Origin of the sequence: Xylanimonas oleitrophica, from assembly GCF_003244315.1 — a bacterium.
GTDB lineage: Bacteria > Actinomycetota > Actinomycetes > Actinomycetales > Cellulomonadaceae > Xylanimonas_A > Xylanimonas_A oleitrophica.
In genome coordinates this window covers 121,782-140,816 of the sequence record NZ_QKWH01000001.1, presented here as the reverse complement: position 1 = coordinate 140,816, position 19,035 = coordinate 121,782, and the positions used below count along the sequence as shown (strand labels likewise).

At 73.3% G+C, this 19,035-nt stretch carries 18 protein-coding genes; 5 read left to right on the top strand and 13 right to left on the bottom strand.

Features of this window, described 5'->3' with window-relative positions; genetic code table 11:
* Positions 1 to 30 precede the first annotated feature (30 nt).
* The gene (locus DNL40_RS00730) at positions 31 to 1,080 is read left to right on the top strand and encodes an MIP/aquaporin family protein (RefSeq protein ID WP_111249322.1); all 1,050 of its coding nucleotides are present in this window, start codon (positions 31 to 33) and stop codon (positions 1,078 to 1,080) included.
* Between the two features lie 81 nt (positions 1,081 to 1,161).
* Here DNL40_RS00730 and DNL40_RS00725 read toward each other — a convergent pair whose 3' ends face one another.
* The gene (locus tag DNL40_RS00725; protein ID WP_245885547.1) at positions 1,162 to 1,491 is read right to left on the bottom strand and encodes a DUF3017 domain-containing protein; all 330 of its coding nucleotides are present in this window, start codon (positions 1,489 to 1,491) and stop codon (positions 1,162 to 1,164) included.
* 56 nt (positions 1,492 to 1,547) lie between these two features.
* On the opposite strand from DNL40_RS00725, the gene DNL40_RS00720 reads away from it, so the two are divergent.
* Positions 1,548 to 2,951, top strand: coding sequence for an NAD(P)/FAD-dependent oxidoreductase (locus DNL40_RS00720; protein WP_111249320.1), 1,404 nt, complete (start codon positions 1,548 to 1,550; stop codon positions 2,949 to 2,951).
* A gap of 120 nt (positions 2,952 to 3,071) precedes the next feature.
* On the opposite strand, the gene purH is transcribed toward DNL40_RS00720, so the two are convergent.
* The 5 genes from purH to sucC all read right to left on the bottom strand — a co-directional run bounded on the left by purH (position 3,072) and on the right by sucC (position 9,063).
* Positions 3,072 to 4,757 carry a bifunctional phosphoribosylaminoimidazolecarboxamide formyltransferase/IMP cyclohydrolase gene (gene purH / locus DNL40_RS00715; protein WP_111249319.1) on the bottom strand — a complete coding sequence of 562 codons (1,686 nt, stop codon included), beginning with the start codon at positions 4,755 to 4,757 and terminating at the stop codon, positions 3,072 to 3,074.
* A 191-nt stretch (positions 4,758 to 4,948) separates the two neighbouring features.
* Positions 4,949 to 5,593: a phosphoribosylglycinamide formyltransferase gene (gene purN / locus DNL40_RS00710; protein WP_111249318.1), complete on the bottom strand. Its 645-nt coding sequence runs from the start codon at positions 5,591 to 5,593 to the stop codon at positions 4,949 to 4,951.
* 24 nt (positions 5,594 to 5,617) lie between these two features.
* A complete protein-coding gene (locus DNL40_RS00705) occupies positions 5,618 to 6,838 on the bottom strand; it encodes a cell division protein PerM (protein WP_111249317.1) in 1,221 nt (406 codons plus the stop codon).
* A 109-nt stretch (positions 6,839 to 6,947) separates the two neighbouring features.
* A complete protein-coding gene (gene sucD, locus DNL40_RS00700) occupies positions 6,948 to 7,844 on the bottom strand; it encodes a succinate--CoA ligase subunit alpha (protein WP_111249316.1) in 897 nt (298 codons plus the stop codon).
* A gap of 49 nt (positions 7,845 to 7,893) precedes the next feature.
* Positions 7,894 to 9,063 carry an ADP-forming succinate--CoA ligase subunit beta gene (gene sucC, locus DNL40_RS00695; protein ID WP_111249315.1) on the bottom strand — a complete coding sequence of 390 codons (1,170 nt, stop codon included), beginning with the start codon at positions 9,061 to 9,063 and terminating at the stop codon, positions 7,894 to 7,896.
* Positions 9,064 to 9,339: 276 nt separating this feature from the next.
* Here sucC and DNL40_RS00690 point away from each other — a divergent pair, with 276 nt between their 5' ends.
* Both DNL40_RS00690 and DNL40_RS00685 read left to right on the top strand, forming a co-directional pair.
* Positions 9,340 to 9,549 (top strand): RNA polymerase subunit sigma-70, encoded by a 210-nt coding sequence (locus DNL40_RS00690; RefSeq protein ID WP_111249314.1) that lies wholly within the window; start codon positions 9,340 to 9,342, stop codon positions 9,547 to 9,549.
* Between the two features lie 5 nt (positions 9,550 to 9,554).
* Entirely contained in the window at positions 9,555 to 10,142 is a 588-nt protein-coding gene (locus tag DNL40_RS00685; protein WP_111249313.1) for a Clp protease N-terminal domain-containing protein, read from the top strand.
* Between the two features lie 11 nt (positions 10,143 to 10,153).
* Here the strand turns inward: DNL40_RS00685 and pcrA are convergent, their stop codons facing one another.
* The 4 genes from pcrA to DNL40_RS00665 all read right to left on the bottom strand — a co-directional run bounded on the left by pcrA (position 10,154) and on the right by DNL40_RS00665 (position 15,716).
* A complete protein-coding gene (gene pcrA, locus DNL40_RS00680) occupies positions 10,154 to 12,721 on the bottom strand; it encodes a DNA helicase PcrA (protein WP_111249312.1) in 2,568 nt (855 codons plus the stop codon).
* 73 nt (positions 12,722 to 12,794) lie between these two features.
* Positions 12,795 to 14,792 (bottom strand): alpha/beta hydrolase family protein, encoded by a 1,998-nt coding sequence (locus DNL40_RS00675; RefSeq protein ID WP_111249311.1) that lies wholly within the window; start codon positions 14,790 to 14,792, stop codon positions 12,795 to 12,797.
* 71 nt (positions 14,793 to 14,863) lie between these two features.
* Positions 14,864 to 15,343: a DUF456 domain-containing protein gene (locus tag DNL40_RS00670; RefSeq protein ID WP_111249310.1), complete on the bottom strand. Its 480-nt coding sequence runs from the start codon at positions 15,341 to 15,343 to the stop codon at positions 14,864 to 14,866.
* A 7-nt stretch (positions 15,344 to 15,350) separates the two neighbouring features.
* Complete coding sequence (locus DNL40_RS00665; protein ID WP_111249309.1) at positions 15,351 to 15,716, bottom strand: hypothetical protein; 366 nt, start codon at positions 15,714 to 15,716, stop codon at positions 15,351 to 15,353.
* A 46-nt stretch (positions 15,717 to 15,762) separates the two neighbouring features.
* Between DNL40_RS00665 and DNL40_RS00660 the strand changes: the two genes are divergently transcribed.
* Complete coding sequence (locus tag DNL40_RS00660) at positions 15,763 to 15,960, top strand: hypothetical protein (RefSeq protein WP_111249308.1); 198 nt, start codon at positions 15,763 to 15,765, stop codon at positions 15,958 to 15,960.
* On the opposite strand, the gene DNL40_RS00655 is transcribed toward DNL40_RS00660, so the two are convergent.
* From DNL40_RS00655 to DNL40_RS00645, 3 genes are all read right to left on the bottom strand, one after another.
* Positions 15,957 to 16,457: a hypothetical protein gene (locus tag DNL40_RS00655; RefSeq protein WP_146251986.1), complete on the bottom strand. Its 501-nt coding sequence runs from the start codon at positions 16,455 to 16,457 to the stop codon at positions 15,957 to 15,959. The genes DNL40_RS00660 and DNL40_RS00655 overlap by 4 nt on opposite strands.
* Before the next feature lie 101 nt (positions 16,458 to 16,558).
* Complete coding sequence (locus DNL40_RS00650; protein WP_111249306.1) at positions 16,559 to 17,824, bottom strand: DUF7224 domain-containing protein; 1,266 nt, start codon at positions 17,822 to 17,824, stop codon at positions 16,559 to 16,561.
* Positions 17,821 to 18,543: an ATP-binding cassette domain-containing protein gene (locus DNL40_RS00645; protein ID WP_218925969.1), complete on the bottom strand. Its 723-nt coding sequence runs from the start codon at positions 18,541 to 18,543 to the stop codon at positions 17,821 to 17,823. Before DNL40_RS00645 ends, DNL40_RS00650 begins: the two co-directional genes overlap by 4 nt.
* Positions 18,544 to 19,035 lie beyond the last annotated feature (492 nt).

The window sequence follows — 19,035 nt, the reverse complement described above, 5'->3', positions numbered from 1 at the left end:
GACAGCACCGGACGAGACACAAGGATTCTCATGTCCCAGGACTTTGCCGCCCCGGCGGCCACCGCAGGCGCCACCACGCCCGCACAGCCCGCGTACCCCCTGTTCACCCGGATGGCCGCTGAGGCCTTCGGCACCTTCATCCTGGTGCTGGGCATCGTCGGCACCTGGACGTTCAACCTGCAGCTCAACCAGGGCTCGATCGTCCCGGTCGCGCTGGCCGCGGGCATCATGCTCATGGCCGCCGTGGCCTCGGTCGGGCACGTCTCGGGCGGGCACTTCAACCCCGCCGTGACCTTCGGCATGGCGCTGGCCGGGCGCACGTCGTGGCGCAACGTGCTGCCGTACTGGCTGGCGCAGTTCTTCGGCGCCGGCGTCTCGGCGCTCGTGCTCTGGTCGATCGTCCCCGCCGGCTTCCCGGGCCTCATCGGCCTGGACGGCAAGGGCGCGTTCCTCGGCCAGACGGCCAACGGGTTCGGCGAGCACTCCCCGCTCTCGCGCCTCGCGCAGGGCCAGACCGAGTTCTCGATGGTGGCCGCCCTGCTGGTCGAGGTCATCATCGCCGCCATCTTCGTGGGCGTGATCTTCGGCAGCCGGGACGAGCGCTCGCGCGTCCCCTACCCGCCCGTGGTCGTGGGCCTGACCCTCAGCGCGCTGCACATCATCTCGTGGCCCGTCACGAACACCGGCCTCAACCCGGCGCGCTCGTTCGCCTCGGCGCTGTTCGCCGGCGACACCACGATCTGGCAGCAGTTCGTCCTGTTCTTCCTCGCCCCGCTCGCGGGTGCCGCGCTCGCCGCGCTGTTCTACCGCGCGTTCGCTCCGGTCACGGTGGTGGACGGCGACGAGGCGCTGGACGAGCTCGAGGAGACGTACGGCGTCGAGCCCGCCGGTGACGAGGACGTCGAGCCTTCCACGGCCGCGGCGACCGCCCCGGCGACGGCGAGCACCGAGGCAACGACGCAGCCCTCGGCGACCGAGCCGGTCGTCGAGGCGTCTCCCGAGAAGACGGAGCCCGCTGCCGAGCCGGAGTCGCTGCCGGCTCCGGAGGGCTCGCAGGAGCCGGGCGAGCCCAAGGCCTGACGCCCTGAGCGCAGAGCGGCCCCCGTCGTCCCAGGACGACGGGGGCCGCTCTGTCGTGCACACGCCCGTCGCGAGCGCGGCTCAGCCGAGCCGGGGCACCGTGAGGGCGAGGAACGCGATGACCGACGCCATCGCGAGGTAGGTGAAGACGTCGAGCCCCTTGCCGCGGACGGCGATGCCCGCCGCCTGGGTAGCGCGGGGGGCGAGCGCCCGCCACGTGCCGGCGACGGCGAGCGTCAGCGCGATGGCGAGGGCACCGAGCCGGGCGCTGACGAACGCACCCAGGAGCGCGGCGACGGTGATCCCGCTCATCGCCACCACGAGGGAGAGGCGGGGGTCCGGTCCGCGGAACCTCCCGGTGCCCGACGGGGGCGTGGGGGCGTCCGGGCCGGGGGCGGAGCGGGGTTCCACGGGGGCGAGCCTACCGTCGGCGGCCACCGGCCCCGCGGGCCGGTTAGCGTGAGGGCGTGCCGCTGCGTCCTGCCCCCCGCCGTTTCCCTGCCCTGCCCGTGCCGCTGCCCGCGGGACCGCCCCGGAGCGTGGTGGTGGTGGGCGCCGGTCTCGCGGGCGCCCAGACCGTGGGGGCCCTGCGGGAGCACGGCTTCGACGGCCGCCTGACGGTGCTGGGCGCCGAGGGGGTGCCGCCGTACGACCGGCCTCCCCTGTCGAAGGAGATGTTCTCGCGCCCCGCGCCGGTGTGGCTGCACGAGGACCTGGGCGTGGACGTGCGCCAGCTCGCCGACGAGGTGCGGCTGTCCGACCCGGCCGTGCGGCTCGAGGCCGCCCCTGACGCGGTCGCCGTGGTCACGGCGTCAGGAGACCGCCTGGTGGCGGACGCCGTGGTGCTCGCCGTGGGGTCGGAGCCGGTGCGGCCTGCGGGGTGGGAACCGGCGTGGACCCTGCACACGGCGGCTGACGCCGAGAGGCTGCGCGCCGCGCTGCGGCCGGGCCTGCGGCTGGTGGTCGTCGGGGCCGGCTGGGTGGGGGCCGAGGTCGCGGGGGTCGCCGCCGGCCAGGGCGCCGAGGTCACCGTGGTCGAGGCGGCGGCGACTCCCGTGGAGCGGCAGCTGGGCGCCGTCGTCGGTGCTCACCTCGCCCCCTGGTACGAGGCGGCCGGCGTCCGCCTGGTCACGGGCTCGGCGGTGTCCGAGGTCGGCGTGGGCGGGGTGCGCCTGGAGTCCGGCGAGCACCTGCCGGCCGACGTCGTGCTGGCTGCCGTCGGCGCCCGGCCGGCGTCGGGATGGCTCGCGGGGGCGCTGCCGCTCGACGCCCGGGGTGCGCTGCGCGTCGACGCCTCCGGGCGCCTGACCGGCCGTGCCACGCCGGCCGACGGCGTGGGGCGGCTCGGCGCCGCGACGCTGGCCCGGGTGTGGGCCGTGGGCGACGTCGCCACCCGCGACCACCCCGTGTTCGGCCCGGTGCCGGGAGGGCACTGGTCGGCGGCCCTGCACGACCCCGAGGTGACCGTGCGGGCGATGCTGGGGCTGGACGAGGCCCCGGCGGAGCCGGAGGAGGTGCGGGCGCGGCTGGGGCTGCCCCCCGTGCCGCGGCACGCGCCGTACGTCTTCTCGCGCCAGCTCGGCCACGACCTCGCGCTCCTGGGCCTGCCCACCGGGGTCGAGGAGGTGGTGCTCCGCGGGGTGCCGGGCGAGGGCCCGTGGGCGGCGTTCTACCTGGAGCAGGCGCTCGACCGGCACCCCCGGCGCACGGCCGACGGCCACCGCGTCGCCCGCGTGCGGGCGGTGCTCCTCGTCGACTCGCCGCGCGACGTCGGCACCGTGCGGCGGCTGATGAACGGCAGCGAGCCGCTGCGGGTCGCGGTCGAGCGCGCCGTCGACCCGGCGGTGCGGCTCAAGGACGCCGTCGTGTGACCCCGCTCCGTCCAGGAGCAGCGCACGCCGGGCGTGCGCTGCTCCTGGACGGTGCGGCGGGTCTCAGTGACGACTCGGAGGCGACTCGGAAGGCGACTCAGTGGCGCACTCAGTGGCGACTCAGTGGGCGAAGTGGCGGGTGCCCGTGAGGTACATGGTCACACCGGCCGCCGCGGCCGCCTGGACGACCTCCTCGTCGCGGATCGACCCGCCCGGCTGGACGACGGCCCGCACACCGGCGTCGAGCAGCACCTGGAGGCCGTCGGCGAAGGGGAAGAAGGCGTCCGACGCCGCGACCGCGCCGCGCGCCCGCTCCTGCCCGTCCGCCAGGGTGTTGGCCCGCTCGACGGCGAGGCGGCACGAGTCCACCCGGTTGACCTGCCCCATGCCGATGCCGACGGCGGCGCCGTCCTTGGCCAGGAGGATCGCGTTGGACTTGGCGGCGCGCACGGCCCGCCACGCGAAGGCGAGGTCGGCGAGCGTCGCCTCGTCCACGGCCTCGCCGGTGGCGAGGGTCCACGTGGCGGGGTCGTCGCCCTCGGCCTGGAAGGTGTCCTTGGCCTGGACGAGCAGACCGCCCGAGATCGGTCGGGTCTCCACGCCCGCCGCCGGGGGCGTGTCCACGACGAGCAGGCGCACGTTCTTCTTGGCCTGCAGCACCTCGAGGGCCTCGGGCTCGAACCCCGGCGCCACGACCACCTCGGTGAAGACCGGGGCGATCTGCTCCGCGGCCTCCTTGGTGATGACGCCGTTGGCCGCGACGACACCGCCGAACGCGCTCACCGGGTCGGTGGCGTGGGCGCGGCGGTGCGCCTCCGCGATGTCGGCGCCCACGGCGATCCCGCACGGGTTGGCGTGCTTGATGATCGCGACGGCCGGGCCCTCGTGGTCCCAGGCGGCACGCCAGGCCGCGTCGGCGTCGACGTAGTTGTTGTAGCTCATCGCCTTGCCGTGCAGCTGCACCGCCTGGGCCAGCCCCGGCTCACCCTGCCCGCTCGTGTACAGCGCCGCCCGCTGGTGCGGGTTCTCGCCGTAGCGCAGCACGTCCGCGCGCTCCCACGTGGCGCCGAGCCAGGCCGGGAAGCCCGTGGACAAGGCCCCCTCGAGAGTCTCGACGACGTCGGTGGGCGCCACCGCGCTGCCCATCCACGAGGCCACGGCGACGTCGTAGGTGGCCGTGTGCACGAACGCGGCGGCCGCCAGCTCCTTGCGCTGGGCGTACGTGAAGCCGCCCGCCCGCACCGCCGCGACGACGTCGGGGTAGCGCGCCGGGTCCACCACGACGGCGACCGACGGGTGGTTCTTCGCCGCCGCGCGCACCATCGAGGGGCCGCCGATGTCGATCTGCTCGACCATCGTGTTCTCGTCGGCCCCCGTGGCCAGCGTCTGCGCGAACGGGTAGAGGTTCACCACCACGAGCTCGAACGGCGCGATGTCCAGCTCCTCGAGCTGGCGCAGGTGGTCCGCCTTGCGGGAGTCGGCCAGGATGCCGGCGTGCACCCGCGGGTGCAGCGTCTTGACCCGGCCCTCCAGGCACTCCGGGAACCCGGTCAGGTCCTCCACCCGCGTGACGGGCAGACCGGCGCCGGCGATCGTGGACGCCGTCGAGCCGGTCGAGACCAGCTCCACGCCCGCCTCGTGCAGGGCCGTGGCCAGGTCGACCAGGCCCGTCTTGTCGAAGACGCTCAGCAGGGCGCGTCGCACGGGGCGCTGCGCGTCGTCGGCGAGCTGCACGTCAGGGGCGGACGAGTGGACCTTGGCCGCGGAGGTGCCGGAGGCGTCTGCGGACGGGGCGGTGCCGGACATCGAGTCTCCTCGAGGGTCGTTCGGACGGTGTCGAAGGACCCCGGCGCCCAGGCGGGCGGCGCACATGGTGGGGCGGTCCCGGGCGCCGTCGGCGCCCTGCGGACCTGGCCGCTCCCCGGTGGTGACCCACCCTCGCCAGTCACGGCCGCTGCCGAGTCTAGCGGGCGCCCGCTCACGCCACCCCGCCCGGGTCAGGCGCCGACGACGGCCCTGCGACCCACCACGTGCACGCCCTCGCGGGCGACGCGCCCGACCGTCTCCACCAGCAGCGCACGCTCGGCCACCTTGATGCGCTCGTGCAGCGAGGCCTCGTCGTCGTCGTCCAGCACCGGCACCGCGGCCTGGGCGAGGATCGGCCCGGTGTCCACGCCGGTGTCGACCAGGTGCACGGTGCAGCCGGTGACCTTGACGCCGTGCGCCAGCGCGTCCCGCACCCCGTGGGCTCCCGGGAAGCTGGGCAGCAGCGCCGGGTGCGTGTTGAGGATGCGCGGCTCGAACCGGCCCACGAACTCCGGGGCCAGGATCCGCATGAAGCCCGCGAGCACCACCAGGTCGGGCCGGAACACCGCGACGGCGTCGGCCGTGCCGCGGTTCCAGGCCGGGCGGTCGGGGAAGTCGGCCGGGTCGACGACGACGGCCGGCACTCCCGCGTCGCGGGCCAGGTCCAGCGCGCCCGCGCGCGGCCGGTCGCTCACCACGCCGACGACGCGGGCGCCGAAGCCGGGCTCGTCGTGCGCCGCCAGCAGGGCCGCGAGGTTGGAGCCACCGCCCGAGGCGAGCACGACGACGCGTGCCGCGGACGTGGACTCGACAGGGTGTCCGGAGGGGGTCTGCACGGGAGGGAGCCTAGTCGGACCGCCTCAGCGCTCCCTCGACCTGCGCGCGGTGACCAGGTGCGCCGTGACGACCACCACGGCCGCGCCGACCACGGTCTCGGCCGCGACGAGGCCGGCCGTCACCAGCGGGTCGGCCCCCACCTGGGCCAGCCGGCCTGCCCCCGCCGCTCCCCCGGCCCACAGCTGCAGGAGCGCCGTGCCGGCCGCCGTGGTGACGGCGACCCCGGCCACCACCTGCGCCACGTCCGTCCAGCGCACGAGCGACGGCTCCAGCCGCCGCCACGCGAACCACCCGGCGACCACCCCGCACAGCACCACCACCGCCGGTGCCCAGAGGAGCCCGCCACCCGTCCAGTGCGGGCCCGGCAGCGCACCCAGCACGGGCAGCGCGGGCAGCGGCCCGTCCACCACGCCGCCCGGGGCGAACGACGTGCCCTGGCCCACGGCGAAGCCCGGGCCGGCCAACCACGCCGAGGCCCACACCACCAGGTTCGGCACCACGGCGAGCTGGGCCAGCGCCAGCACGACGCCCCCGATCCAGCCGGGGGCGAGCGTGGCCACGACGTCGTCGGTGGTGGTGCGTCCCGCCACCGTCCACCCCCCGACCAGAAGCGCGCTCACGCCGGTGACCAGCGCCAGCGCCAGGGCTCCTGCACGCACGCCCAGTCGGGCGACCGGGGGCACGACGCCGAAGACCCGCTCGGAGACCTCGCCCACCCGCGGTGCGTCCGGCTGGGCCAGCACGCCGACGACCATGCCGGTCCCGCCGACCACGAGCCCCCCGACCACCGCCATGACGAGGTCGGTGCCGCGCAGCCCGCCCGCCGCGGCGCCACCGCCCGTGAGCGCGACGTACGTGAGCGTCCCCGCGACCACGGCCCCGACCGAGGGGAGCGCCGACCGCTTGGCGCTCACGTACGTGGTGAACAGCGCCAGCGCCCCGATCCCGAGCGGCACGAACGTGTAGGTGATCCCGCCTGCCACGACCGGCGCGCCGTGACCCAGCAGCCACAGGCCGCCCGCCACGCGGGAGGCGCCTTCCCACAGGCCGTCCGCCGTGCCCGTGCCAGGCGCTCCCAGCACCGCCACCACCGTCAGCAGCATCACCACGGCGAACGACAGCACCACGCCCTGGACCACGGCCCACACCCCGGACATCGTCCAGGCGACCCGGTCGCCGAGCCCCGGCGACCGGGGCCCGGCGTCGGCGTCGACGGTGCGTGGAGGGGTGCGGGTGGGGCTCACCCACCCATCGTCCCCTGCCTCACCCCGTGCGTGGAGAGTCCACGCCGAGGGACGACGACGGCGCCCGCCCCCGCACGAGCGGGGACGGGCGCCGTCAGGACGCTGCGCGTCAGAGGTTCTGCAGGATCTCCCGCATGAGGGCGGCCGTCTCGGACGGCGTCTTGCCGACCTTGACGCCCACGGCCTCCAGGGCCTCCTTCTTGGCGGCCGCGGTGCCGGCCGAGCCGGACACGATCGCACCGGCGTGGCCCATCGTCTTGCCCTCGGGGGCGGTGAAGCCGGCGACGTAGCCCACCACGGGCTTCGTCACGTGCTCCTTGATGTAGGCCGCGGCACGCTCCTCGGCGTCGCCGCCGATCTCGCCGATCATGACGATCGCCTTGGTCTCGGGGTCGTTCTCGAAGGCCTCGAGCGCGTCGATGTGCGTGGTGCCCACGATCGGGTCACCGCCGATGCCGATGGCGGTGGAGAACCCGAAGTCCTTGAGCTCGTACATCATCTGGTAGGTCAGCGTGCCCGACTTCGACACCAGACCGATCGGGCCCTTGCCCGTGATGGTGTGCGGCGTGATGCCGGCCAGCGACTCGCCCGGCGTGATGATGCCCGGGCAGTTCGGGCCGATCATGCGGGTGGACTTGCCCTGCAGGTACGCCCAGACCTCGGCCGTGTCCTGCACCGGCACGCCCTCGGTGATGACCACGATGAGCGGCATCTCGGCGTCGATGGCCTCGATCGCGGCGTCCTTGGTGAACGCCGGCGGCACGAACAGCACCGACACGTTCGCACCGGTCTCGGCCATGGCCTCCTTGACGGTGCCGAAGACCGGGAGGGTGACGTCGTTGCCCTCGTGGTCCTTGTGCGTCACGGTGGTGCCGGCCTTGCGGGCGTTGACGCCGCCCACGATCTGAGCGCCCGAGTCGAGCATCAGGGCGGTGTGCTTGGCACCCATCCCGCCTGTGATGCCCTGGACGATGATCTTCGAGTCCTTGTTCAGGTAGATCGACATAGTGGTTTCAGTCTCTGCTTCCGGAGTCTTCGCGTGTCGTCTCGGGCGATCAGGCGTTGGCCAGCTCGGCGGCCTTGTCGGCACCGCCGTCCATGGTCTCGGCCAGGGTGACGAGCGGGTGGTTCGCCTCGGTGAGGATCTGGCGGCCGAGCTCGACGTTGTTGCCGTCCAGGCGCACCACCAGCGGCTTGGTGGCCTCGTCGCCGAGGATCTCCAGCGCGCCGACGATGCCCTTGGCGACCTCGTCGCACGCGGTGATGCCGCCGAAGACGTTGACGAACACCGACCTGACCTGCGGGTCGTTGAGGATGACGTCCAGGCCGTTGGCCATGACCTGGGCGTTGGCGCCACCGCCGATGTCGAGGAAGTTGGCGGGCTTGACGCCGCCGTGCTTCTCGCCGGCGTACGCGACGACGTCGAGGGTGCTCATGACCAGGCCAGCGCCGTTGCCGATGATGCCGACCTCGCCGTCGAGCTTGACGTAGTTGAGGCCGTTCGCCTTGGCCTTGGCCTCCAGCGGGTCGGCCGTCTCCTTGTCCTCGAGCTCCTCGTGGTCCGGGTGGCGGACCTCGGAGGCGTTGTCGTCCAGGGTGACCTTGCCGTCGAGGGCGATGATGGCGCCGTCCTCGGTACGGACCAGCGGGTTGACCTCGACCAGCGTGGCGTCCTCGGCGGTAAAGACGGTCCACAGCTTGCGGATGACGTCGGCGACGGGGGCCTTGAGCTCGTCGGAGAAGCCGGCGGTCTCGACGATCTCGTTCGCCTTGGCCTCGTCGATGCCCACGATCGGGTCCACGGCGACCTTGGCGAGGGCGTCGGGGCGCTCGACGGCGAGCTGCTCGATCTCCATGCCGCCCTCGACCGAGCACATGGCCAGGTAGTTGCGGTTGGAGCGGTCCAGCAGCACCGAGAAGTAGAACTCCTCGGCGATCTTGGCACCCTGCGCGATCATCACGCGGTGCACGGTGTGGCCCTTGATGTCCATGCCGAGGATCTCGCCGGCCTTCTCGGCGGCCTCCTGCGGCGAGTGCGCGAGCTTGACGCCGCCGGCCTTGCCACGGCCGCCGGTCTTCACCTGCGCCTTGACGACGACGGTGCCGCCGCCGAGCTGCTCGGCGGCCGCCTGGGCCTCGGCGGGCGTCGTGGCCACGACGCCGCCCAGCACGGGCACGCCGTGCTTCTCGAAGATGTCGCGCGCCTGGTATTCGAACAGGTCCACCCTGCTGCGTCCTTCCATCGGTTGAACCTCTGTGCCCGTGGTCCGGCAGAGGCCTGCCTGCGATGTCTCGACGTCAAGACATCCCCGGCAAGGGTAGCCCGGGCGCGGGACGGCGCCTAACGCCCTGCTCACGCAGCCAGGGTGACCGCCGTCACACAACTCGTCCCGCACGCAGCACGAGGGGGCCCCGCGGCGGCCCGGACGCCGGCGGGCCCCGTGGCGGCGCGGGTGTCAACAGATGTTGACACGGGACCTTGTGTCAATCAGAGTTGACACATGTCCGACGGCCAGACGCTCCTCACCTCCGCGGCGGGCGACGACCCCCAGCAGGGCCTGCGCGCCGTCCGGGCGCTGCGCGAGCTCGCCGACCGCCTCGAGACCCTCCAGGTGCAACGAGCCCGGAGCCTCGGGTGGTCGTGGGAGCAGATCGCCGCCGCGCTCGGCGTCAGCAGGCAGGCAGCCCACAAGAAGCACGGGAAGGCGTGAGAGAGATGTTCGAGAGGTTCACCGGCGGAGCTCGCGCCGCCGTCGTCACCGCGCAGGAGGTCGCCCGCGCGCTCCGCTCGGAGCAGATCGACACCCGCCACCTGCTCGTCGCCCTGCTGGAGGACGGCGGGCACCTCGTCGACGGCGTCCGTGTCGACCCGGCCCCGCTGCGCGAGGCCGTCGCCGGCACCGGCGTCGCGCCCGACCACGTCGTCGCCCGGGCGCGCGCCGCGATAGCCGCCGGCGACGTGCTCGACGGCGAGGCGCTGGCCTCCCTCGGCATCGACCTGGACACCGTCCGTGCCAGAGCCGACGAGGTGTTCGGCGCCGGCGCCCTCGACGCGGCGGCCCGGCGCCGCCGACGCGGCACCAGGGGTCACGTCCCGTTCACGGGCGACGCCAAGAAGGCGCTCGAGCTCGCGCTGCGCGAGGCGCTCCGTCTCCAGGACAAGAGCATCGGTCCCCGGCACCTGCTGCTCGGGCTGCTGCGCGCCGACTGCCCCGGCGGGCGGGTGCTCGCCGACGCTGCGCACGAGGCGGGCGTGGACCTGCCGGCGCTGCGCACCGCCGTGGAGGCCGCAGACGCCGCCTGACGCCGTGCGGGCTACAGCTTGGTGACCGGCGAGTACCGCAGCAGCAACCGCTTGGTGCCGTCCGAGCCGAAGTCGATCTTGGCCACGGCGTTCGGGCCGCTGCCCTCGAGCGAGACGACGGTGCCCAGGCCGTACGCGTCGTGGGTGACCTTGTCCCCCACGGCGAGGCTCGGGATGTCGGCGTCCTGGCGCGGCGTCGCCGAGCCGAACCGCGGGCCGGAGGCGTCGGTCCCGCCGTTCTTCGGCCTGCCCAGCCGGTTGCTCCCGTACGACGAGCCGGAAGAACCGGTCGAGACCGACCCCCGCTCGCCCCAGGAGGAGCCGCGCGAGCCACCGCCCCGCGACCCCCACGCCGACCCGCCGCCTCGCAGGTACTGCGTCGACGACTCCCGCCGCCGCCAGTCCCACAGCTCGTCGGGGATGTCCGCGAGGAACCGGCTCGGCGGGAACTCGTTCGCCATGCCCCACGCCGAGCGCATCGCCGCCCGCGAGACGTACAGCCGCTCGCGGGCGCGAGTGATGCCCACGTAGGCCAGACGCCGCTCCTCGGCGAGCTCGGAGTCGTCGTGCAGGGACCGCATGTGCGGGAACGTGCCATCCTCCATGCCGGTGAGGAACACGACCGGGAACTCCAGGCCCTTGGCCGTGTGGAGGGTCATCAGCGTGACCACGCCCTGGTCCTCGCGCCGGGCCGCCTCCTCGTCGTCGCCGTCGGCGTCCGGGATCTGGTCGGAGTCGGCCACCAGGGAGACGCGCTCCAGGAAGTCGTCGAGGGTGCCGTCCGGGTCGGTGTCGGCGAACTCCGTGGCGACGGCGTGCAGCTCCGCGAGGTTCTCGACCCGCGTCGCGTCCTGCGGGTCGTCGCTCGCCCGCAGCTCGGCCAGGTAGCCCGAGCGGTCCAGCACCGCCCCCAGGATCGTCGCGGGCGCCTCCCCGGCCTCCACGAGCTCGCGCAGCCCGCCCATGAGGTCGCGGAACGCGCGCAGCGGGTTGAGGGTGCGGGTGCTGATGCCGGGCACGTCCTCGGCCCGCTCCACCGCCGCGCCGAACGAGATGCGCTCGCGCTCGGCGAAGGCCGCCACCATCGCCTCGGCCTTCTCCCCCAGGCCGCGCTTGGGGACGTTGAGCACCCGGCGCAGGTTCACGTCGTCGTCCGGGTTCGCCAGCGCGCGCAGGTAGGCGATGGCGTCCTTGATCTCGCGGCGCTCGTAGAACCGGGTGCCGCCCACCACCTTGTACGGCAGGCCGACGCGGACCAGCACCTCCTCCAGGGACCGGGACTGGGCGTTGGTCCGGTAGAACACCGCGACGTCGCCCGGGCGCACACCCTCGGTGTCGCCGAGGCGGTCGATCTCCTCCGCGACGAAGCGAGCCTCCTGGTGCTCGTCGTCCGCGACGTAGCCGATGATCTTGGGCCCCGACCCCGCTGCCGTCCACAGCTTCTTGGGCCGGCGGTCGGAGTTGCGGGAGATGACGGCGTTGGCCGCCGAGAGGATGTTCTGCGTGGAGCGGTAGTTCTGCTCCAGCAGGATCGTCGTCGCCTGCGGGTAGTCGTCCTCGAACTCGAGGATGTTGCGGATCGTGGCGCCACGGAACGCGTAGATCGACTGGTCGGAGTCGCCCACCACCGTCAGCTCCGCGGGCGCCAGGCCCGTCTCGTCGTCCCCCGCCCCCGCCAGCTCGCGCACCAGCACGTACTGCGCGTGGTTCGTGTCCTGGTACTCGTCCACCAGGATGTGCCGGAACCGGCGGCGGTAGTGCTCGGCCACGGCCGGGAACGCCTGCAGCAGGTTGACCGTGGTCATGATGATGTCGTCGAAGTCGAGCGCGCTCGCCTGCTGCAGCCGCGACTGGTACCGGGCGTAGACGTCCGCCAGGACCTGGTCCTTGTCGCCCTCGGCCGCGTACGTCTCCGGGTCGACGAGCTCGTTCTTCAGGTCGCTGATCTTGTTGGCCAGCGTCCGCGCCGGGTACTTCTTCGGGTCCAGGTTCAGCTCGCGGGTCACGAGCGTGACCAGGCGCTGGGAGTCCGCGGCGTCGTAGATGGAGAAGCTCGAGCGCAGGCCGAGCGTCTTGTACTCGCGGCGCAGGATCCGCACGCAGGCGGAGTGGAACGTGGACACCCACATGCGCTGGGCGGCCGGGCCCACGAGCTGCTCGACGCGCTCGCGCATCTCCGCGGCGGCCTTGTTGGTGAAGGTGATGGCGAGGATCTCCCCCGCACGAGCACGCCCCGTGGCCAGCAGGTGGGCGATGCGGTGCGTCAGCACGCGCGTCTTGCCCGACCCGGCGCCGGCCACGATGAGCAGCGGCGCCCCGTGGTGCACGACGGCGGCGCGCTGCTGCGGGTTGAGCCCCTCCAGCAGCGCGTCCGGGTCGATGTGCGAGAACGCCGACGCGCGCGGGGCCGCCTCGTCGTCGACCGGCGCCTCCCGCACCCAGTGGGGCACGCCGTCGGCGGACTCCTCCTCCCACGCGTCCCACCGCGGGGCGGTGGAGGGCAGGCGAGAGGGAGCCCCGGGCTCGGGGGTGGTGGCGCCGAGGCCGGGCAGGGGCAGCTGGTCGAAGAGGCTCGTCATCGCACCACAAGCGTAGGCGTCACCGGGGACACCCCGGTGCGCCCCGGCTGTGTCCTCGGTCGCGCGTGGCGGCTCAGCGGGTCACGGGCAGCTTGCGGTCCCACCAGTCGAGCAGGATCTCGAACCGCTGCGCGCGGTGGCGCGGGCGGCCCGAGCGCGACAGCTCGTGGTCCTCCCCGGGGAAGACGACGAGCTCCGTGTCCACGCCGTGGCGCTTGAGCGTCGCGTAGTACCGCTCCGCCTGGGACAGCGGGCAGCGCAGGTCCTGGTCGGAGTGCAGCACGAGCGTGGGCGTGCGCACCTGGTGCGCCACCGCCTGGGGGCTCTGGGCTGCCACGGCGGCGGCCGCGGCGGCGTGGTCGCCCACGTACTCCAGGCCGAAGTACCAGCCGATGTCGCTCGTGCCGAAGAACGCCTCCGGGTCCAGGAAGCCGCGCTCGACGACGGCGCCGGCGAACCGGTGCTCGTGCGCGATCGTCCACGCCGTGAGGTACCCGCCGTACGAGCCGCCCAGGATGCCCACCCGGGACCCGTCCAGCCGCGGGTCGGCGGACACCGCGCCGTCGAGGAAGTCGAGGACGTCGTGCATGTCCACGGTGCCCATCGCCTGACGGATGGTGCGGCCGTGCGCCTGCCCGTACGTCGCCGAGCCCCGCGGGTTGCAGTAGACGACGGCGTACCCGGCGTCCACCAGCACCTGCGTCTCGTCGAACAGGCCCACCCCGTAGGCGGCGTACGGCCCACCGTGGATCATCAGCAGCGTGGGGTGGGGGCCCTCGCCGTGCTCCGCCGCGTCGGGCACGGCGACCCAGCCGTGCACCGGGTAGCCGTCGCGGCCGGTGACCTCGAGCTCGACCGGGGTCACCACGCCGGCCTCGCGCAGCGGGGCCGAGAGGTCCGTGAGAGGACGCAGCCCGCACTCCGCACCGGCGTCCAGCACGGCCACATCCCCGTAGGTGCCCGGGTCGGCGTAGGCGACGACGACGGCGTCGCCCGCCGCGGCGGCACCCTCCACGAGCACGTCGCCCGAGGTCAGGTGGGTCACCGCGCCGTCGCCCGCCACGCGCACGAGCTGCTGGGTGCCGCGCACGCCGGCCACCGCGAGCACGCCCTGCTCGGTCGGCACGAGCGGGCCGAAGAGCTCGAGCTCCTCCGGGTCGGTCAGCCTGCGCACCCGGCCGTCCTCCACCACGTGCAGCGCCGCGTTGCGCGCCACGAAGTCGCGCCCGTCCGGGCCGACGCCGGAGCCGAGCACGTACAGCTCGCCCCCCGCCCCGAACGCCACGGCCTCGACGGTCAGGTCGGCCTCCGGCCCCACGGCGACGGACGCGTCGCCGTCGAGGCGCAGCAGCAGCACGTCGTCGCGCAGGTCGTCCTCGGCCCCGGGGTGCACCGCCGCGACGACGGCGAGGGCCGCGCCGTCCGGCGTGAAGGCGATCTCCCCGTGGTCCACCGGCACGGTGGTGAGCTGGCGCGCCTGCGGCACGGCCGGGCGCGGCTCGGCGGGCCCGCCGGGGCCGGCCACCGGCTGCACCACCGGCTCGGCCGTGACGTCCGGGACGTCCACCACGAACACGTGCCGCGGCCGGTCGCGGTGGTAGCCCAGCCCGTTCTGCGTGTACCGCCAGGTGGTGATGCGCCGCGGCGGCTCGGCAGCCGCGCCGACGCCCTCCACCGACCCGTAGCGGCCTGCCTCCGGCTCGCGGCTCGTGAACGCGATGCGCGCGCCGTCGGGCGACCACCGGAAGTCCCCGACGCCGAGCAGGCGGTCGGTGACCTGGACGGGCTCGCCGCCCGCGGCGTCCACCACGTAGAGCTGCGGCGCACCGTCCGGCGTCGCGCGCAGGAACGCCAGCAGCGTGCCGTCGGGCGAGAACCGGGGCGTCGTGTCGCGGAAACCGCGGGTGGTGCGGCGCGGTCGGCCGCCGTCGAGCGGCACCGTCCACAGCTGGCCCACGTAGGCGTCGGCGTCCAGGTCGGGCCGGGTCACGGCCACGACGGCGCGGTCGCCCGAGGGGTGCAGCGTGGGCGTGGAGACGGTCCTGATCAGCGGCAGGTCGGTGTGCCTCATGCGCGGCACCGTACCGCTGCACCCTCACGCGCGGGGCGAGCCACGCTCTGCCGGCCGCGACCCGTGCCGGCTCAGGTCAGGAACAGCCCGACGCCCCAGGCCAGGGTGGCCAGGAGGCCGCCCGCGAGCTGCACGAGGATCGTGATCCCCGTGGCCTGGACCGCCGCGACCGTGGCCCGCCACGCCGCCCGCCGGTCGCGCCGGCGCAGCAGCTCGGCGACGAAGACGCCCCCGACGAAGAAGATGAGCAGCCCCACCACCGGGATCACGAAGAACCCGACCACCCCTGCCAGCCCGCCCCAGGCGAGCGTGGACCAGGGGACGTCCGCCCTGCGCATGTGCCGGCCGGCCAGGAGCCACTGCCCCAGCTCGGCGACGGCGATCACGACGGCGGCCGCGACGAACACCCACCAGGCCCCGCCACCGGTCGTCCACGACCACACGAGGATCGCGCCCAGCACCAGCACGTTGCCGGGGAGCACCTGGACGACGATGCCGATCAGGCCGACGAGGATCGCCAGCCCGACCAGGACCTCGCCGAGGCCGCTCACGAGCCGCTCAGCCCAGCCAGAAGACGGCGACGACCATGTTGACGAGGGTCAGGCCCCCGATGGCGTGCTTGAGGCCCGGGGCCACGGCGCCCGTGCCGTTGTCACCCTTGGCGCCCTGACGCTTGGCGAGGAACGCGAGCACGGTGATCACCAGGGCGAGGAGAAGCTTGACGGTGAGCGCCGCCCGGTCGAAGCCCCACCCCTGGGACTCGATGATGCCGAACATCACGACACCGGCCACCAGCGCGGTGGCGGCGCCGTGGAACACGCCGCGGTACAGGCCCGGGGTGCGCATCGACGCGAGGTAGCCGCCGAGCACGATGGCCCAGCCCACGAAGTGCAGGAACAGGAAGACGTCGAAGAGCACGTTCACGTGTGCAGGGTACCCAGGCGGCGCGCGGAGCACCTGGTCAGGGAGCGTGACCCGCGGCACGCCACCCAACCCGGCACATGCCGCGGAGACCGGCGTCGTGCTCTGCTGCCGCGGGGTCGGCACCTCCGTCGGTGGCTACAACAGCACCGCGTACACCGGGGCGCTGCGCAAGGTCACGCCCACCGGAACCGGATACGACCGCGACCCGGTCAACGGTGAGACGGCGGGACTCTCCAAGCGTTAGCCCGTTCGCACCCTGATAGCCACAGCAGCCATGGTGACAACCCCGAGAGTGAGCGCCCAGGCGCCGATGTCGGCCGGAGGCAGCATCGGGACGTTCCACCAGAGAGGCGTGCCGTCGGAGTGGTAGCCCACGGTGCCCAGGAACAGGAAGTAGACCGCTGGCCCGACCCATGCGAGCTGCGCTCGTCCGAGAGCCGCGCCGATGAAGGCCAGCGCGCTCCACAGCAGCACGGCTCGCACGGAGACCACGACGCGGCCGGCGTTCCCGTACACCAGCGCTGCAGAGAGCGCCGCGACCGCGGTTGAAGCAGCGCCCACGACGATGGGATGGAGGACGCGCACGAGCGCGGGGATCCGGGTGACCATCGTGTCCTCATGCGCCCCGCCGCGTGCTGTCCAGGTCGTCGCGGCGGCGACGCCCAGGCCGGCACCGATGGCGACGGCGATCGGGGTGGTCGCGGTGCCGTCCCAGCTGGAGATCCCCCTCGTTCCCCGCATGGCCGGCACGAGTAGCACACCGAGGACCCCGGCGCTGAAGGCATAGACCAGAAGGTGGTGGGTCCGTGCGTAGAGAGCCAGTGCGTTCGCTGCCGGACGCGTCACGACACCGGTTCTTCCGCTGCGCAGGGGATGTCGTCCATCTGCGCGATGATGTTCGCGGCCCATGCTCGCTGGGACTCCTCGTCCAGTGTCAGCGCGTCCTGCGCCTGGGAGAAGTCGTCGAACTGTCCGTGGTAGGCGTTCGGCCGTTGGTCGCCGTAGGCCTTGGCCGTCATCCAGTACTGGAGCTGGCCGGTCAGCGCTCGCCGATGCTCCCAGCCGGCATCGGTCGTGGGCAGGCAGGCGCGTTGCACGCTCGCCGTGTTGAGCACCACGTTGACCATGCCCTCCGTCACATGCCAGAGGCCGGCCCCAGGTGCGATCCAGTCGAAGGTGCTGACGACCGCGGGCGGTTCGGCCACACCTTGCTCGACGAATCGATCCGGCAGGGGCAAGAGGCCGTCGGCCGTCTCGGCAACGCGGGAGGCGAGGGGCTCCAGGTCGGGCAGATAGGCGGCGTGCTCCGGCCACACGCACACTGCTGGGCTGCCCTCCGTACAGGAGGCGACGGCGGGTGCGGGCCGTGGCACCTGGACCGACGAGGAGAACATCGGGACAGCGATCACCGCCGCGGCGAGTGCAGCTGCTGCTCCCGCTGACGTCGCCCGCCACCGCGTTCCGCCTGGGGCCCTTGTCGAAGCCGCAGCCCTGGCAGGCACCAGCACGGCGGCGAACAGCGCGACGACGGCCAGGACGCACGCGAGCACCAGTCGCGCCGGACTGACCTCCAGATGGGGGGGACCGTACAGCGGGACCTCGGCGTAAGCGGTCGCGATGAAGCCCGTCGCGGCTCCTGCCAGTGCAGCGATCGCGACCGAGGGCGCGGCGTAGCCGATCAGGTGAGATGCACACAGCGCAGTGACGAGCACGGCGGCGGCGAACAGCACGTAGGAGACCCACAGATGGCCCGGGGGTGCAGTGCGCGCGTTCCAGATCGTGACCGCCGCCATCGCGATGACCATCGGCACCAGCGCCAGCAGCACTCCGGCCGCGAGCTGCGCGGCTGGCCCCATCCAGCCACGACGGCTCATGCGCAAGGCGGCCGTCGGCTGACCGAGTCGCCGGCGCGCAGCATCGAGTCCGACCAGCGCACCCAAGACGATGGCAGCGTAGGCGGCCGGTGCGGTCACGTTCGTCGATGCGGCAGGCCACGAGCCCAGCCACATGTTCGAACGGCTGAACGTCAGCCAGATCCAGGCCGCGGCCACGGGAAGCGTCACCCAGAGCAGGCTCGAACGCAGCAGCTCGGTGCGCAGGATCCTCACGGGGTCACCACGCCCTGCCCGGCAGGGTCGCCGACGTCTACAAGGGCGAGGTAACCGGCGTCGACCGAACCGTAGGTGTCGATCAGCTCGGCGGTGGGCCCCTGATGGGCGATCTGGCCCTGCGCGAGCACAATCACGTGCTGTGCTACCGCCTCCACGTCGTCGGTCAGGTGAGTGCTCAACAGGATCCTGGAGGTCGGCAACGAAGTGAGGACCCGGCGGAACTCGGCACGCTGTGACGGGTCGAGGCCCACAGTCGGCTCGTCGAGCACGAGCAGTTGCGGCGATCCGACGATCGCACCGGCGATCCCGGCTCGCTGACGCATCCCTCCTGAGAGGCTTCCCATCGTCATCCTGCTCTGGTTCGACAACCCGACCGCGGCGATCGCAGCGTCGGCAGCAGCTGGCCGCTGCGAGGCGGGAATCCCGCGCAGCCACGCGAGGTACTCCACGTACTCCACGACCCGGAACCTGGCATCAAAGCCGAAGTTCTGCGGAAGGTAACCGATCCGTTCCCGTGCCGCGTGCCGACCGGACCTGGTGTCCACCGGCCGCCCGTCGATCAGGACCTCACCACCCCGCGGCGCCAGGTCAGTGACGAGCGTCCTCATGAGCGTGGACTTCCCAGCACCGTTCGGACCCAACAGCGCCGTGATGCCCTCGTCGAGGGTGAACGTCACGCCGTCAAGGATCCGGCGACGGCCGTATCCCTGGACCATCTCTCGAACCTGGACTTCCACCGACTCTTCTCTCGCTCGCTGCTCGACACCAAGAAGGGCTGGTGCGCACCCGCGGTGCGCACCAGCCCCCATGCTCATCCGAGGAAGTACGCGATCACCCCGGTGACCTTGAACGTGCACACACCCGGCGAGACACCGGTCGTGGAGGTCCCCGCGGTCACGTACTGCGCCGGGCCGTTCCGGTCGACCTGGCTCTGGCAGTTGCCCCTGCGCTCGCCAGCGGCGCGAACGCCAACATCATCGCGGTGGTCAGCCCTGCCACCCATCCGACCTTCGACATTGGCTTCTTCATGCTTGCCGTCCGATTCCAGTTCTGCACCTCTGCGTGTCGTGAACCGATCTCCAGACGGAGCCCGCCCCAGCGCGAGGCCGCCGAACGCGGATCGCGCTGGTAGCCCGAAGGTATGCGCTAGGTCACACTTCAGCGCTCCCAAAGCGGGTGAAAAACCCCATCCAGCGCCATGTCACCAC